The organism is Brevibacterium album DSM 18261 (assembly GCF_000426445.1).
Taxonomy (GTDB): domain Bacteria; phylum Actinomycetota; class Actinomycetes; order Actinomycetales; family Brevibacteriaceae; genus Brevibacterium; species Brevibacterium album.
In genome coordinates this window covers 60,691-76,635 of sequence record NZ_AUFJ01000010.1, presented here as the reverse complement: position 1 = coordinate 76,635, position 15,945 = coordinate 60,691, and the positions used below count along the sequence as shown (strand labels likewise).

Annotated in this window: 12 protein-coding genes and 1 tRNA gene; 8 read left to right on the top strand and 5 right to left on the bottom strand. The window is 73.1% G+C overall.

The features are described 5' to 3' along the window. Nucleotides 1-45 precede the first annotated feature (45 nt). Nucleotides 46-1,359: a hypothetical protein gene (locus tag K318_RS0104475; RefSeq protein WP_156913792.1), complete on the bottom strand. Its 1,314-nt coding sequence runs from the start codon at nucleotides 1,357-1,359 to the stop codon at nucleotides 46-48. 236 nt (nucleotides 1,360-1,595) lie between these two features. Between K318_RS0104475 and K318_RS0104470 the strand changes: the two genes are divergently transcribed. From K318_RS0104470 to K318_RS0104460, 3 genes are all read left to right on the top strand, one after another. Then, on the top strand, nucleotides 1,596-2,153 hold the full coding sequence (locus K318_RS0104470; protein ID WP_029088598.1) for a dihydrofolate reductase family protein: 558 nt from the start codon (nucleotides 1,596-1,598) through the stop codon (nucleotides 2,151-2,153). Nucleotides 2,154-2,313: 160 nt separating this feature from the next. Next, entirely contained in the window at nucleotides 2,314-3,069 is a 756-nt protein-coding gene (locus tag K318_RS0104465) for an alpha/beta fold hydrolase (RefSeq protein WP_029088597.1), read from the top strand. A 144-nt stretch (nucleotides 3,070-3,213) separates the two neighbouring features. Further along, nucleotides 3,214-3,286 (top strand) — tRNA-Gly (locus K318_RS0104460). A gap of 37 nt (nucleotides 3,287-3,323) precedes the next feature. On the opposite strand, the gene K318_RS19380 is transcribed toward K318_RS0104460, so the two are convergent. After that, complete coding sequence (locus tag K318_RS19380) at nucleotides 3,324-4,691, bottom strand: M1 family metallopeptidase (protein ID WP_035280662.1); 1,368 nt, start codon at nucleotides 4,689-4,691, stop codon at nucleotides 3,324-3,326. After that, nucleotides 4,688-8,680: a Pls/PosA family non-ribosomal peptide synthetase gene (locus K318_RS0104450; protein WP_035280660.1), complete on the bottom strand. Its 3,993-nt coding sequence runs from the start codon at nucleotides 8,678-8,680 to the stop codon at nucleotides 4,688-4,690. The genes K318_RS19380 and K318_RS0104450 overlap by 4 nt, the downstream gene beginning before the upstream one ends. Nucleotides 8,681-8,819: 139 nt before the next feature. Here K318_RS0104450 and K318_RS19375 point away from each other — a divergent pair, with 139 nt between their 5' ends. The 3 genes from K318_RS19375 (at nucleotide 8,820) to K318_RS25450 (ending at nucleotide 11,321) form a co-directional block, all read left to right on the top strand. Next, nucleotides 8,820-9,476, top strand: a complete 657-nt coding sequence (locus K318_RS19375; RefSeq protein ID WP_035280658.1) for a 4'-phosphopantetheinyl transferase superfamily protein — start codon at nucleotides 8,820-8,822, stop codon at nucleotides 9,474-9,476. A 33-nt stretch (nucleotides 9,477-9,509) separates the two neighbouring features. After that, nucleotides 9,510-11,051, top strand: a complete 1,542-nt coding sequence (locus tag K318_RS0104440; protein ID WP_156913791.1) for a helix-hairpin-helix domain-containing protein — start codon at nucleotides 9,510-9,512, stop codon at nucleotides 11,049-11,051. Between the two features lie 87 nt (nucleotides 11,052-11,138). Then, nucleotides 11,139-11,321, top strand: a complete 183-nt coding sequence (locus tag K318_RS25450; RefSeq protein ID WP_245579763.1) for a helix-turn-helix domain-containing protein — start codon at nucleotides 11,139-11,141, stop codon at nucleotides 11,319-11,321. Nucleotides 11,322-11,736: 415 nt separating this feature from the next. Here the strand turns inward: K318_RS25450 and yczE are convergent, their stop codons facing one another. Continuing rightward, nucleotides 11,737-12,402, bottom strand: a complete 666-nt coding sequence (gene yczE, locus K318_RS19365; RefSeq protein ID WP_245579762.1) for a membrane protein YczE — start codon at nucleotides 12,400-12,402, stop codon at nucleotides 11,737-11,739. Between the two features lie 61 nt (nucleotides 12,403-12,463). Between yczE and yczR the strand changes: the two genes are divergently transcribed. After that, the gene (gene yczR / locus K318_RS0104425; RefSeq protein ID WP_029088593.1) at nucleotides 12,464-13,972 is read left to right on the top strand and encodes a MocR-like transcription factor YczR; all 1,509 of its coding nucleotides are present in this window, start codon (nucleotides 12,464-12,466) and stop codon (nucleotides 13,970-13,972) included. 15 nt (nucleotides 13,973-13,987) lie between these two features. Next, on the top strand, nucleotides 13,988-14,668 hold the full coding sequence (locus K318_RS19360) for an endonuclease III domain-containing protein (RefSeq protein WP_084499698.1): 681 nt from the start codon (nucleotides 13,988-13,990) through the stop codon (nucleotides 14,666-14,668). Here the strand turns inward: K318_RS19360 and K318_RS0104415 are convergent. Further along, nucleotides 14,619-15,794 carry an ATP-binding protein gene (locus K318_RS0104415; RefSeq protein ID WP_029088592.1) on the bottom strand — a complete coding sequence of 392 codons (1,176 nt, stop codon included), beginning with the start codon at nucleotides 15,792-15,794 and terminating at the stop codon, nucleotides 14,619-14,621. The genes K318_RS19360 and K318_RS0104415 overlap by 50 nt on opposite strands. Nucleotides 15,795-15,945 lie beyond the last annotated feature (151 nt).

Genomic DNA, 15,945 nt, shown 5'->3' with positions numbered 1-15,945 from the left:
AGAATTGTACTCAGGCAGGCCCCGCGGCCGGCGCGGATCATCCGCTCAGTCGGAAGCCGGCAGCCGGTAGAACACGGAACCGACCTGGTGGCCGGGATCACGCGCCGGATCCCAGGCTACGCCCTCGGGAACCGCAGAGCTGCCGGGCTCCGAGCTGCTCGTCTGCGGCCACACGAGCAGGCGCCAGTAGCCGGGGCGGTCGAGGGTGAAGTCGCCGAGGACGGCACCGAGGTAGACCCCCGATGCGTCGCTTCTGTAGTTCGGCACCGTGAGAGACCTCGGGGCGGGTGTGACCGACGCCGGCCGGCCCGTCTCGTCGACGAACTGGAAGCGCACCTCGGTCGTGAGGTCGTTGCCGATGGCGGACGGGCGCCCGGAGTTCTTCGCCCCCACGAAGAAGCGGTTGCCGCTGATCGAAGCGCCGTCGGCGGGGACCACATTGCCCCATCCGGTCTGGGAGTTGGGTCCGGGATAGCCGGGCACTCCTGCGGTGATGCGGTCCCACGCATTGATCGCCAGCGGTCGGCCGTCCTCGCCGAAGTGCACCTGCGTGAACGGCATGTCCAGCCGGGTGCGGCTCCCGTCCGGCCAGACGGCGCGGACGGGCCAGACATGTGAGCCGTGCGGGGCATTGGGCACATCGGCGTCCCCTCGTGCGGAGATGAAGAGGCGTTCGAAGCCGCTGCCGATGTCCTGGACGTGGACGACACCGTAGGCCTGATCGATCGAGGACTGCACATCGCGAACAGGGATGAGAGCCGTCCAGGCCCCGGCGGTGAGCGGAAGGAACGCGTACTCGAGTCGACGGGGCCGGACGCCGGCGGGCACGATCACCGTGAAGTCGGCGCGGAATTCGTCCGGTCCGTCGCCGATGGCGGTGATGCCGCCGAGGAGGGACAGCTCATAGGCGGTCTCCACCCGGATCGTGGCCGCAGCGGCTGTGCCCCCGGCTTCTGCGAGGATGGTCGCCTGCTCGACGGCTGCGACCGCGCGGAACGGCGGCACCGCGGCAGTACCCGGGCCGGTGCCGATGGTGCGCGGCACGTCCGCCGCTCCACTGCCGTCCGCCCATTCGAAGGAGCTGGGAAGCGTGACCGCGATCGCCCCGGACGCATCGGTCGTGACGACCGCATCCGTGATCTCAGCATTCGTGACCGCGGTCCGCGGCAGGCCGTCGATGCGGACGGAGGCCGCCGCCGTGCTCGCGGTCGCGTAGGGGGCCTCGACGGCGACGGCGATCACCGGCAGCGACCAGGCCGCTCCGCGGATGACCGCTCTTCGTCGCCATCCCCCGTTGTGAGGCCGCTCCTCCGAGCCCGGCTCCGTGGGCGTCGCTTCCGTGGGCGTCGCTGGTCTCATGCGTCGCATGGTTCTTCCTCCCGGTGGTGACTGACGAACCGCCGTGCGACAGCGCGGCGGCCCGATCAGTCTTGACCGCGTTCCGGCACGGTGCCGTCGAATCCGTCGTTCTTCCACCGTCTTCTCCACCGGTGGGGCAGGGCGGCGTCCACCGGGCCGGAGTCGCCTGGCGACAGGGTCCGCTCCCGCCCCGCGCATCCGTGGTGCGCGCCGTCTCCCAGGCCTAGACTCACCTCATGGGACTCCTCACCTTCAGCATCAACGTCACCCTGGACGGCTGTGCGGACCACGAGGCGGGAATCGCCGACGAGGAGACGCACGCCTTCTTCACCCGCCTCATGGACGAGGCCGGGGCGATGCTGTGGGGGCGGACCACCTACGAGATGATGGAAGGGCACTGGCCTGCGGTCGCCCGCGGCGAGATCGATGTGTCTCCGTCAGAGCGCGCATGGGCGGTCGCACTGGAGGCCAAGCCGAAGTACGTGGTGTCCTCCACACGCACGGACTTCCCCTGGAGCGGCAGCCATCACCTCTCCGGCGATCTGCGCGCGGCGGTGCAGGAGCTCAAGGACGCGACCCCCGCCGGCGTGCTCCTCGGCAGCGGCAGGCTCGCGACCGAGCTGGACCGGCTGGGTCTGATCGACGAGTACAGGTTCCTCGTACATCCCAGGATCGCAGGCCGCGGCCCGACCCTGTACCAGGGCGGGCTGGCCGAGGCGCGGCGGCTCGAGCTGATCTCGGCGGAACCGCTGGGCAATGGTGTGATCGCGGCGCACTACCGGCGCGCACGCTGAGCCGGCGCGCACCCTGAGCTGAAGCCGCCCCGTTCACGGACTGCTCTCCGTCGCGTCACCCGCACGACAACCGTGCGGCGTACCGTTCGCGGAGCAGGAGGTGCGGACATGGGGCCGGACGGCGGGACGCGGGCGGGGCCGCGGTGAAGCGGGCGGAGCCGTGACGCGGAGCATCGTCCTCATCCACGCCATCCGGTCCTCCCGGACCATGTGGAAGGGCCAGAAGCGCCGCCTGCGCGAATCCGGCCACCAGGTGCTCACCCCGGATCTCCCCGGGCACGGCAGACGCCGCGGTGAGCCCTTCACCCTCGAGGCCGCCCACGCGACGATCGACCGCGCCGTCGCAGCCTGCACGGAGCCCCCGCTCCTCGTGGGCCTCTCCCTGGGCGGCTTCCTCGTGCTCAACTGGGCCGCCCGCCATCCCCGCTCGCTGGCCGGCGTCGTCGCCGCCGACTGCACGATCGTCCCCGGGCCCGCGCTCGCCCGCGCATACGGCATGTGGATGGTCCTCAAGGATCGTCTGCCCGGCGATGCGGACGCCCGGGTGGCCCGCTCGTTCGCCCGCGCGCACACCCGGAAGGCCGCGAAGCGCTACTACGGCGGAGGCCGCGCCGACGGCGTCATCCTCCGGTCCGTCGTCCGCACCGTGGGAGGTCTGGACCCGCTGGAGGACGTCGCCGCCATCCAGGTGCCCCTCACCTTCGTCAACGGCGAGCACGACCCCTTCCGGCGCGACGAGGCGCGGTTCATCGCCGCCGCTCCGCGGAGCCGCCTCGTGGTCCTCGGGGACGCAGGGCACATCGCGAACCTCTCCCGGCCCAAGCGATTCACCGCCGTGCTCGGACAGGCTGCGGCGAGGAGCGCCGAACAGCGGAGGCCGAGGCGCGATGCACCCGTGCGCGCCTCTCGCGACTGACCCGGGAGGCCCCGCGCACACCGCCTGGCCTGCGACCGTCCCGAGCAGGAGCGGACGCACACGTCCTGGCCTGCGGTTTCGGTTTTGCGTCGCACGCGGCGATCCGCTAGAGTTGTGCGAGTCTTCGGGGCTGACCCCGAGGGTGCGGATGTGGCGCAGCTGGTAGCGCATCACCTTGCCAAGGTGAGGGTCGCGAGTTCGAATCTCGTCATCCGCTCAGTCTGAAGGGGCCTCGCATGAGGCCCCTTTCGCATTCACCGGGACAGCTCCGGCAGCTCCCGAGCGAAGAGCCAGTCGCGCAGGAGCGCGCGGACGCCCGCGGCGCGGGAAGGCTGCACGCCCGCACCTGCTGTCCCCTCTCCATCGCCGCACATCCGCTCCGCCAGCGCGAGGAAGTCCTCCGTCGTCGCATTGCCGTGCCGGTGCTCGGCCGTCCACGCGCGCAGGAGGCAGAAGAACGCCTCATCGCCGGCAGCGCGCCGGAGCGCGTGCAGTGCGAGCGCCCCGCGCTTGTAGACGCGGTCGTCGAACATGTCCGCGGGGCCGGGATCGGTGAGCACGAGGTCCTGGGGCAGTGCGCTGAGCCTCGCATGGTGCCGCCGGGCCCACGCCTCGGCGTCATCTCTGCCGGAGACCTCCGACCAGAGCCATTCGGCATAGCAGGCGAAGCCCTCGTGCAGCCAGATGTCCGACCAAGCGGACAGCGTCACGGAATTGCCGAACCACTGGTGGGAGAGCTCATGGGCGATGAGGCGCTCGGCCTCCCAGTCGCCTGCGAGGTGGTTGGGGCCCAGCACGGACAGCGGCTGGGACTCGAGCGGGATGTCCAGCGGCTCGTCCGTGACCACGACGGTGTAGGCGGCGAAGGGATAGGGGCCGAACAGCTCCTCGAACGCCGTCATCATCGCGTGCTGGCAGGAGAGCGCGGTCTGCGCGCGCTCCCAGGTCCGCGGCCCGCATGCCAGCTCGAGGGGAACCTGCGCGGGCGCATGCGCGCCCGGCTCCAGAGGCCCCCGCCGGTACTGGCCGATCTGCATCGTCGCGAGGTAGGTCGCGAGCGGTTCCTCCGATTCCCACACCCACTGCGTGCGCCCGGCCTTCCGCGCGGTGGACACGAGGCGTCCGTTCGAGATCGCCGTGTAGTCGGACTCGACGAGGATCTCGCAGCGGAACGTCGCCTTCGCGCTCGGATGGTCGCAGCAGGGGAACCACGTGGCCGCACCCGTGGGCTGGCCGGCCACCAGCACGCCGTCCTCGAGCTCCTCCCAGCCCACGTCCCCCCACGCGCCCATCGCGGGCGCGGGGTTCCCGGCGTACTGGACCTCGACGGTGATGCGCTCGCCGGCGCGGAACGGCCGTTCGCGGTCGCGCAGCACCAGATCCGAGCGCTGCTGCCGGAAGCGGTGCTTCCGCCCGTCCACGCTCACCTTCGAGGCGGTGAGGCCTGCGAGGTCCAGCCGCAGCGCTGGCACGTCTGCGAGCACCACGGCGGTGAGGCGCGCCCTGCCCGCGAGCCGGTTGGGGAGGATGCGGTAGTCCAGCCGCAGATCGTAGTGCTCGACTCGCAGATCCCCGCTGCCGGAGCCGGGCGTGTACGGATCGAGGGGGCGCAGAGGGGTCACGGGCTCTCCTGGGAATGGGCCGGCAGGGCCGGAGCGTCGACCCACGGTACCACCGGGTTCCCGGTGAAATAGGCGTCCGCGGGGACGAGCTCACCGCGCATCACCAGCGAGGACGGTCCCACGGTCGCAGCCCTGCCGAGGGAGGCGGCGGGCAGGATCACGCTGCCCGGTCCCAGCGTCGCACCCTCGCCGAGCTCCACCGCGTCGAGCGACATGACGCGGTCGTGGAAGAGGTGGGTCTGGACGACGCAGCCGCGGTTGACCGTCGCATTGTCCCCGAGGCGCACGAGGTCGGCCTCCGGCAGCCAGTACGTCTCGCACCACACGCCGTGGCCGATCCGCGCGCCCAGCGCCCGCAGGTACCAGACGAGCGCCGGGGTGCCGACCGCGGTCCGGGCGAACCAGGGCGCGGCGACGAGCTCGACGAAGCAGTCCGCGACCTCCGTCCGCCAGATGAACGAGGACCACAGCGGGTGCTCGCCGGTGCGGATGCGACCGATGAGCAGCCATTTCGCGATGACCGCGGTGCCCGCGGCCACGGCGCCGGCGAGCATCATCACGAGGCCGGAGAGCGCGGCCATGAACAGGGCGGGGGCGGGAGAAACCGCCGAGGCCGTTCCGGCGCTCCCGGCACCGGCCTCGGCGAACAGCACCGCCCCGGCATCCAGAAGCAGCAGGAGGCAGGCGAGCACGCCCATGACGACGAGCCCGGCGACGAGCACCGCGGAGATCCGCAGCGTCTCCCACATGCCGCGCAGCGCACGCAGCCGCGGCGGCGGCCGGTAGGTGAGCGACTCATCGGCGGCGACCTCGGACCGGCGCAGCTGGACCGGCGGCGAGCCGATCCACGAACTGCCCTTCTTCGCCTTCGCCGGTGCCGCGGACAGCACCGCGACGAGCGAGTTCTTGCGCACCCGGCGCCCGGCGGCGGCCATGCCGGAGTTGCCGAGGAACGCCCGCTTGCCCACCTTCGCCCGGCCCACGCGCATCCAGCCGCGGCCCAGCTCGTAGGAGGCGACCATCGTGTCATCGGCGAGGAAGGCGCCATCGGCGATCTCCGTCATGCACGGCACGAGGAGCACGGTCGAGGCCTCGACGTCGCGGCCCACCTTCGCACCGAGGATCCGCAGCCACACGGGCGTGAGCATCCCCGCGTAGAGCGGGAACAGCAGCTCGCGGGCCATGTCCATGATGCGCTCGGTCGCCCAGACGCGGAATCCGGTCCACGAGCGCACGGGGTGCAGGCCTTCCCGGATCCCGAGTGCGAGGGTGCGCACCGCGAGGACGATGAGCACCGCGGTCACGAGGAACCAGAGAGCGGCCAGGACCGGGGCCCAGGCGAGCAGGAGCGCGGGGCGGGAGAGCACCTCGGGCCCGGAGACGCCCACCATGAGCAGCAGCGGGGGCACCGCGGCGAGATAGGGCACGGCCGCGTGCAGGACCGAGCCCACGGCATAGAGGAGGAACGGCGCCCGCCGTCTGCGCTGCGGGGGAGCCGGCCAGTCGGGAGCCCGCTTCCGGCCGACCCGGACGGCGGGCGAACCCGCATACGTCTGGTTCTTCCGCACCCGTCCGGTCACGGCGGAACCGGCCTCGATATGCGCGCCGGCGCCCACCCGCGAGCCCGGCATGAGGGTGGAGCGGGCGCCGACGGTGGCCCCGGCGCCGATCCGGATCTCGCCCACGCGGAGCAGATCGCCGTCGACCCACCAGCCCCTGAGATCGACCTCGGGTTCGATCGCGGCACCCTCCTCGACCGTGAGCATGCCCGTCACCGGGGGGACGGTGTGGAGGTCGACGTCCGGCCCGATCCGGTTGCCGAGCATGCGCGCGTAGGTCGTGACCCACGGGGCCGAGGCCACCGAGACGGCGGCGGCGAGGTCGGCGATGTGCTCGGCCAGCCACAGCCGCACGTGCACGCCGCCCGAGCGCGGGTAGACCCCCGGCCGCACGCCGGCCAGGAGGAGCCGGGCCGCGCCCGCGGAGATCGCCATCCGTCCCCAGGAGGTGACGAACACGAGGTACAGGACCGCGATGAGCCACCACGGGGTGACGACGGCGGGCGCCCCCGCGAGTGCCGCGGCATTGCTGAGCGCGAGGGCGAGCACCACCCAGCGCATCGCGGCGAGGATGTGCACGGGTGCGCCGAGGAGGGTCTGGACCGCCTGCATCGAGTACGCGGTGCGGGTGACGGTGCGCCGGGGCCGGGGGCTGCCCGTCGCCTCGGCGTCGCTGTCGCACAGCTCGACGAGCGCGCCGAAGCGCGGACGCGCGTAGACATCGCCCACCGTCACTCCCGGATGCCGCGAGCGCAGACGGGAGACCAGCTGTGCTGCGGCCAGCGAGCCGCCGCCGGCCTCGAAGAAGTCCGTCCGCATCCCCGGCTGCGCGCCCAGGACCGCCGCCCACTGCTCGCCGATCCACACGGCGTGCTCCGGCAGGCCCTCCCCGGTCTCGTCCCCGTCGGCCCCGCCCGCCGAGGCGAGGGGCCAGGGCAGGGCACTGCGGTCCACCTTGCCCGAGGTCTTGGTGGGCAGCTCGTCGACGAGCGCCAGACGGGGCACGAGGGCAGGGGGCAGCACCGCGCGCAGCCGTTCCGTCCACTGCGCCGTGAGCGCCTCCGGGTCCGCGGCGTCCCCGCCCGCCTGGTCCCCGGTCTCCTCGGCCGGGGCGAGGTAGCCGATGAGCAGCTGCGTGCCGCCGGGCGTGGTCTTCACCGCGGCGGCACCGCCTCGGACCCCGGGCAGGGCCTGGAGCGCGGCATCGACCTCCCCGAGCTCGATCCGCCGCCCGCCGAGCTTGACCTGCTCGTCGGCGCGGCCCACGAAGAGCAGCCCGGCGGGATCGCTGACGACGAGGTCGCCGGAGCGATAGGCGCGCTCCCAGCCGAGCGTGGGCATCGGGGCGTACTTCTCCGCGTCCTTGGCGGGATCGAGGTAGCGCGCCAGGCCCACTCCGCCGATGATGAGCTCCCCGGTCTCGCCGTCGGCCACGGGCACGCCCGCGGCATCGACGACGGCGAGGTCCCAGCCGTCCAGCGGCAGGCCGATCCGCACCTCGCCGTCGCCGAGGGGAGCGGCGCACGCGACGACGGTCGCCTCGGTGGGGCCGTAGGTGTTCCAGACCTCGCGGGTCCCGTCGGAGAGGCGGTGCGCGAGTTCGGGCGGGCAGGCCTCGCCGCCGAAGATGAGCAGCCGCACGTTCTCCAGCGTCTCCGCCGGCCACAGCGCCGCCAGCGTGGGGACCGTGGAGACGACGGTGATGCCGCGGCTGGAGAGCCAGGGGCCCAGGTCCATCCCGGACTTCACGAGCGCCCTGGGCGCCGGGACGAGGCAGGCGCCGTGGCCCCAGGCCAGCCACATCTCCTCGCAGCTGGCGTCGAAGGCGACCGAGAGCCCGGCGAGCACCCGGTCCCCGGGGCCCAGCGGCTCCTCCCGGCAGAAGATGCGCCCCTCGGCCTCCACGAACGCCGCCGCCGAGCGGTGGCTCACCGCCACGCCCTTGGGCTTGCCCGTGGAGCCGGAGGTGAAGATCACCCAGCAGTCGTCCGTGGTCTCGGGAGCGCGCAGGGGCGGCGTCGCGGACAGGGGCCGCTCACTCGTGCGGGTGAGCGTGGGGCCATCGTTGATCACAGCGGTCACGGCCGCCTCGGAGAACACCGTGGCCGCGCGCTCATCGGGATCGTCGACGTCGACCGGCACATAGGCGGCACCGGCCATGAGCACGGACAGGATCGAGACGTAGAGGTCGACCGAGCCGCTCGCGACCCGCACGCCCACCCGGTCGCCGGGACCCACACCGGCCTCCGCCAGGCGCAGCGCACCTTCGCGCATCCGGGCGAGGAGCTGGGCGTAGGTGAGGCTCCGCGTGCCGTCGTCGAGCGCCGGCGCCTGCGGATGGGCGGCCGCGACCTCGAGCAGCAGATCGATGAGCGTGCGCGGAGCGGGGGCCCGGTGCGAGCCGGGGAACTGGGGGAGGTGGGTTTTCACGTGCCCTCTGCGGGGATCGGACCGCCGTTCCGGAGAGTGGGCCTGCAGTGGGGGCAGGGATCGGAGCCGCGGTGAGCGGGAAGGGGGTGCGGTGCGAGACTTGGACGAGGTAATCCTATGACGTGGAGGTGGCGCGGCTGTGACCTCGGATGAACTGCGGGTGCACTGGGCATGTCGCCGAGGTGTCGAGCCGGAGGCGCTCGCGGCTGCGCTGGTCGCCGAGGTCTGGGGCGTCGGACCGGGGGAGCTCGCCCTTGTGCGATGCGGGGGCGTGCCGTGGGTGCGGATCGGGCGCGGGGGCGTGGGAGCCGGCGGCGCAGGCGCCGCCCCGGACGCGGAGGGCCGATGGGCGGCGGTGTCGCTGTCCTCCTCGCACGGCCTCGGCGTCGGCGCCTGCCTGGGGCCGGGGGCGCCGGAGACCGCGACGGTGGGCGTCGATGCGGAGGAGCGCGCCCCGTTCCTCGCCTCGGGCGCGTGTGCGGAGGACTTCGCCGAGGTCGTGCTCGCCCCCGCGGAGCTGCGCTGGTTCCGCGCGTCTGCACGGGCCGGTGCGGCGGGCTCGGCGGCGCCGCTGCAGCTGGACCGCCTGCTGTGCACCTGGGTGCGCAAGGAGGCCGTCATGAAGGCTCTGCACACGGGGCTGGACACCGCGCGGGGAGGCGTCGCGCCGCAGGAGATCGTCGTCTCCCCGCCCTGGGATGAGCCGGCGTGCCTCAGCCACCCTGAGGTGCGCCTGACCGATCACGAGGCGGAGGGCAGTAGGGTGCTCGTCTCCACCGCGGTGCGCTTTCGCTGAGGAGCGGTTCGGCCTACACTCGGTATCGAATGCGTGTTCGAATCGAAGTGCCGGGGTGACGGATCCGGGCGCAGTGGGGTGACGATGGGCGGCGGCAGCGCACCTGCGCGGAACGGAATGCTCTTGCTGGGCGAGGAGCCCTGTGCGGAGCCCGAGGTGCGGAGCGGTGACGCTGCGCAGGCCGCGCTCGACCTCGCCCTCGCCGAGGTGTGCCGGGTCAACGGCGGGAGGCTCGCACAGGCCGCGGGTCTGCCTGCGAACGCTCCGTGCCTGCGGCTCGACGGGACGCTCGATCTCACGCTCGTCGACGGCGACGATGCGCTCGCCCTCGACGTCCTGGAGAGCTCGCGCTTCCCCCGGCTCGTCCCCGAGGAGTGGCGGCGGAGGGAGGATGCGGAGCTGCTGCTCTATCGGTGCGCGTGGCTGAAGTCGCGCTTCCCCGTCGAGTTCCTCGCTGCGCTCATGGAGTGCGCTCCGAGCGCGGCGAGCAGGCAGGCCGCCGTCGCCGAGGCGCACAGGACCCGCGTGCCCCTGCTGCAGGCGGACGTCAACGTCTCCGGTCGAGTGCACCGGGTGCAGATGCTCGGGGGCGAGTCCGGCAGTGCGGGACCGCGCGGAAGTGCCAGGGCGATCCGGCTGCCGCTGCGGACCGCAGGCGGGCTCTCGGAGCGGGACTGGGTGCGGATCGAACACGGCCGGCCCTATGCGTCCATCGCGGACGTGTGGGCGCGGGCCCGGCTGGGGCGCGGGAGCATGGCGGATCTCGCGCAGTCGGGGGCCTTCGACCGCTTCGCCGGGGCGGACTCCGCGCTTCGGGATGCCGGGCTTCAGAGTGCTGCTGTCCGGGTCGATGCGCGGGCCCGCGCCGCCGGGGCGCATATGCGTGCGGCTCCCGTGCCCGAGCATGTGCGCGCGCACGCGATCTCCCTCACGCGGCAGATCACGGCGAGGAGCCGCGCCGCTCAGAGGCCGGAGGCATCTGAGCCGTCGGGGGAGCAGGTGCAGCTGAGACTGCTCGCCGATGCCGAAGTGCCTGCGCTCGCCGTGGCTGAGCCTGCGCTCGTGCTGCCCGAACCCGAGTCGCCTGCGGCAGCGCCGGTGGAATCGGAGGGAGAGCGGCGACAGCCGGAGGCGGAGCGGCCGGCCCCTGAGTCCGAGGCTGGGGGAGGGGAGCGGGTGTCGGCTGCCGCCCCGGCGGAGGAGCCCGAGTGGTTCCGGGGCGGCGAGCTCGTCGAGCAGTGCCGGCCACTCCTCGACGAGCTCGGGGTGACCGAGGCGGGCGAGCTGTCTGCGCTGCGGCCGGGTGCAGAGGTGGTGCTCGCGGGACTGCGGGTCGCCTCGGGCGGGGGCGCCGGTGAGCCGGCCGAGCTGGTGATCGAGGACGGCACGGGGCGCGCCGAGGCGGTGCTGGGCGGTGACGTCCACGCCTCGGTGCAGGCGCAGATCGCGGGAATCGCGAAGGTGGTGCTGCGGGGACGCCTGCGGGAGAACGATGACGGGGGCATGCTGCTGGAGGCCGAGGAGGTCCACGACCTCATGCGGATGTGGCGTGACTGGCATGCGCTGCGCGGCTGAGCTGCCGGGCGAAGCCGCCCCTGTTACAGCTGTTCTAGTCGCCATTAACCCCTTTAACGGCGACTGCGGCAGCTGTAAGGAGGGGCCATGAAATCGTTGAATCCATATGCGCAGCGCGATCTTCGAGAGTTCGGGGCGCACGTGCGGAATTGGCGGAAGGTGCACAACCTGACGGCTGATGAACTTGCCGCGCGGGCCGATATCGGGCGCAGCACGCTGCGTGACATCGAGACCGGTAAGGGGACCACGCAGTTCGCGGCCGTCATGTAGGTGCTGACGGTGCTGGGCATAGACCGCCCCGTCGTGGAGGCCGTGGATCCTCTCGACCACGATCTGGGCCGGATGCGTGCCTATCTCATGAATCGGGAGCGAGTGCGGTGATCGGGGAGCGGGGGCTCGCGATCTCCATCATGCTGGGTCACGGCGAGATCGTGCGGTGCGGCGAGCTGGAGGAATTCTCAGGCGCATGCACCGGGCATTCGAAGGAAAGCAGCGGGACTTCGTACGTGACTTCCCCGGAGTCGATCCGAGTGCCACCTCAAGGGCGTCCAGGCAGAGCGCTGACAGCGCTGAGCCGTTCGGCCGCGAATGGATCGAGGCGCACGAACGGGCTGACGGGACGCGAGTGCGGGGCACTGGCGATCACCGCCCCGGCCCGGGCGTTGAGCGCGTCCGTCCTCCCGCTCTACCGTGCTGAGGCCCCCTGCCGCCCTGGGACGCGCGCGGCGAAGAACGGCAGGGTGCGCTGGCACAGCGGACCGATCGCGAGCGCGAAGACCAGCGTGCCGATGCCCACGTTCCCGCCCAGCAGCCACCCGGTGAGCACGACAGTGACCTCGATCCCCGTGCGCGCGAGCCAGATCGGCGCGCCGAAGCGCTCGTGGAGCCCGGTCATGAGCCCGTCGCGCGGCCCTGGTCCCAGCTGCGGGGCGATGTAGAGGCCCGAGGCGACGGCCAGCAGGAGCAGGCCCGCGGCGAAGAGGGGCATCCGCACCCAGAGTGCCGTGACCTCGGGCAGGAGCAGCAGGCCGAGCTGTGCGCTCGTGCCGACCAGGAGCACATTGAGCACGGTGCCGATGCCCGGCCGCTGGCGCAGGGGGATCCACAGCAGCAGAACCGCGAGCCCGATGAGGTTGGTGACGAGGCCGAAGGCCAGGCCCGTGCGCAGGGCGATCCCCTGCGCGAGCACGTCCCAGGGGGAGACCCCGACCCCGGCGCGGAGCATGAGGGCGATGGCGAAGCCGTAGAGGAACAGGCCGAGGAGGACAGCGGCGAGCCGGGCAGTGAGCCGGGTCGGGGTGCGAGCGGTGGACTGTGCTGCGGATCGGGTGGTGAGGTGCTTCCTGGTCATGCCCCCAATGCTGGTCCGAAGTGGACTCTGATCCAAGGGCCACTTCACGTACAGTGGCCCTATGAACGCTCAGCGCATCAGCCCGGTCTCGCTCGTGCGCGCGCTGGGCGCCTGGGGCGGAGACGGGCCGCTTCACCGCTGTCTCACCTCGCGTCTGCGGCTCCTCGTCCTCGACGGCCGCCTGCCCCTGGACGCACGTCTGCCTTCCGAGCGCGCACTGTCGGAGGCGCTGGGGGTGAGCCGTACGACCGTGGCCACCGCCTACGATGCGCTGCGGGAGTCGGGGTACGCGCGCAGCCGCCGGGGTTCGGGCACCGTGGTCGCGCTTCCCGGCCCGGTGCACGCGGCACCTGCTGTCCCCGGGGCCGAGGGGATGCTCGACCTGGGCAGAGCCTCGCTGCCGGCCGCTGCGCTCGTTCCCGAGGCGGTGCGCGCCGCCGCCGAGGAGCTGCCCCGCTACCTCCCGGACTCCGGCTACGACGGCCGCGGCCTGCCGCACCTGCGTGCGGAGATCGCCGGGTACTACTCCGCGCGCGGGCTGCCCACGGACCCGGCGCAGGTGCTCGTGACGCTCGGCGCGCAGCACGCCATCCACCTTCTCGCGCAGGTGCTCGTGCGACCAGGCGACCGTGCGCTCCTCGAGGCGCCGACCTACCCCCATGCGCTCGATGCGCTCCGGGCCGCCCGCGCCCGCGTGCTCACGATGCCGGTGGCAGTCGGACCGGAGGCCTCGTCGAGCGCGGACGGATGGGACGTCGAATCAGGCATCGGGACGCTCCGCCGCGCGCGGCCGGCGCTCGCCTACCTCATGCCGGACCTCCACAACCCCACAGGCGCGACGATGCCTTCCGCAGACCGGGAGAGGCTGGTCGCGGCGGCGGCCGAGGCGGGCACCGCAGTGCTGTCCGACGAGACGACCGCGCTGCTGCGGCTGGAGGCGCAGTCATCCGCGGAGGCCGCCCTTCCGCGGCCGCTCGGCGCAGAGGGAAACGGGCCGGGGTCCGGCGGGGGGCGGGCCCGAGGGGCTGGCGGGGTCGTGCACATCGGCTCGGCGGGCAAGCTCTTCTGGGGAGGCCTGCGCGTGGGGTGGATCCGGGCCGACCGCGGCCTGATCGAGCGCCTCGTCGCCGCACGGACCTCCTTCGACCTCGGCACCCCCGTGGTGGAGCAGCTCGCGGTCGCGCTGCTGCTCCGCAGGCTGCCCGAGGTGCTCGCCGAGCGGGCGGGGCAGCTGAGCGCCGGTGCGCGGGCGCTGGCTCGGCTGAGCGCCCGCCACCTGCCGGACTGGGAGGTGCCCGAGGCCCGGGGCGGGCTCACGGTGTGGGCGCGCCTGCCGCACCCGGCCTCGTCCTCGCTCGCGCTCGCCGCCCATGCCCGCGGCGTGCTCCTGCCGGCGGGTCCGCGCTTCGGTCCCGACGGCGCCGCGTTCGAGCGCTTCGTGCGGATGCCGCTGACCGCGGGGCCCAAGGAGTGGCAGGCCGCGATGCCCGCCCTCGCCGCGGCCTGGCAGGAGGCGTGCTCGGGTGGGGTGCCCCCGCGGCAGCGGCCCCTGCCCGATGTCGTGGTGTGAGCTAGGGTGCCGGGCATGGGGGAGAGGAGTCCAGCGGAGATCGACCTCCGCGAGCTGTACGGCTCCCTCCTCGCGGAGCATGGGCCCCAGGGCTGGTGGTGGCCGGCGCAGACGCCCTTCGAGATGATGGCCGGCGCCGTCCTCGTCCAGAACACGCGCTGGCAGAACGTGGAGATGAGCATCGCACGGCTGCGTGCGCAGGGACTGCTGCACGCGGAAGGGCTGCTCACGGTGCCCGAGGAGAAGCTGCGCGAGCTCATCCGCTCCTCGGGATTCATGCGGGCCAAGGCCGCGGCGCTGCTGGCGCTCGCCCGCTGGGCGGAGGAGCGAGGGGCCGCGGTCCCACGCCTGAGCGACGGTCAGCTGCGGGCCGAGCTCCTCGCCCTCAGGGGGATCGGCCCGGAGACGGCGGACGTGATCGGGCTCTACGCCTATGCGCGGCCGGCGTTCGTCCCCGATGCCTACGCGCGACGGCTGCTCGAAGCGGCGGGCTTCGCTGTGCCGCGCGGCTACGAGGCGGCGCGGAGGGCGCTCGCCCCGGCTGTCGCCGCCGCGGGTTTCGGCGTCGAGGAACTCACGGAGCTGCACGGCCTCATCGTGGAGGAGGGCAAACAGCGCTCTCGGGCGCGGGTCCGGACGCGGGCGATCAGCGCTGCTCCGCCGTGCGCCGGACCCATTCGCCCATCCCCGGGGTGATGAAGCGGAGCCCGCCGGTGCCGTCGCGGTAGATCGTCCCCTTCTTCATGAGCCGGTCGCGCAGATAGGAGACCGCGGTGACGCGCTCGTCCAGCACCGCCGCCACGTGCCCGCCGTTGGGGGCGGGATGGGAGAGCTCGGCGGCGGCGAGCGCCGCGAGGTACTCGCGCTCACGCGGGCTCGCGTCCTCCCAGCGGCTGAGGAACAGCTGGTCGAGATCGGCGGCGATGCGGGGCTCGGCCGCCCGCGCGTGCTCGACCGTGATGACGTCGCTGCCGTGGGAGGCGCGCCAGGCGAAGTGCCCGGCGACCTGGATCGCATACGGGTAGCCGCCCGAGAGCGCGAGCAGGGCTTCGACCGCCTCGGCGCTCATGGGCCGGTGGGAGCGCTCCGCCGGTCCGCTGAGGGCTGCGCGCGCATCGGAGCTCGGGAGGGTGTCGAGGGTGTGCCATTCGGCCCGCTCCAGGTACGTGGGGAGCCGTCCGCCCCGCTTGCCGCGCAGGGAGGGCAGGGCGGCGATCGCGGTGACGAGGGGCCAGCCCTCCGGCACGCCCTCCTGCAGCACGCCGCCCAGCGCGTGCAGCTCGGCGGGGGCGGCGTTCTGGAGCTCGTCGAGGGTGAGGAGGAGGCCGGCCCCGCGCTTCATCGCCGTGGTCATGGTCTCCCGCAGCTCGGTCCCGAGGTCGCGGGCGGGCTCCGTGGGATCGCGCTCCACCTCGATGCCGCCGCCGAACCCGAAGGCCTGCGCCTGCACCTTGGCGCCGGTGATCTTCGTGCGGCGGCGCGGCCGGTCCGCGGGGTCCCAGCCCTCGAGGAGCCCGCGGGCGGTGCGCAGGCGCGCGCTCAGCGTCTCGGTCATCCCGTGGGCCGCGGCCTCGACGTGAACGGTGGGCCAGGCGTGCTGCACGGCGGCGATCTGCGCGATCTGCCCGAGAGTCACGGTCTTGCCGACCCCGCGCGGACCCACGAGGATGAGGGGACGCGGGGTCCTCCCGTCGAAGGCGGCGACCTCCAGGGCCTCACCTGCGGCATCGAGGATCTCCTCGCGCCCTGCGAACACGAGGGGTGCCTGGTTGAAACCGGGCCGGTACGGATTGGGCTGCCGCCGCGCTGCTGTCTCCGCCATGAGCGCACGATAGCACGTATAGCGTGGATGGAGATTTATAGCACCTTATAGCAGGGCGGGATCCGGGTGCTGAACGGCCCCGCGGTCCGCGGGCGGGTGGGCTAGCCTGGGTGACCATCACACCTGCGGCCCCGTGGGGCCGCTCCGCCCC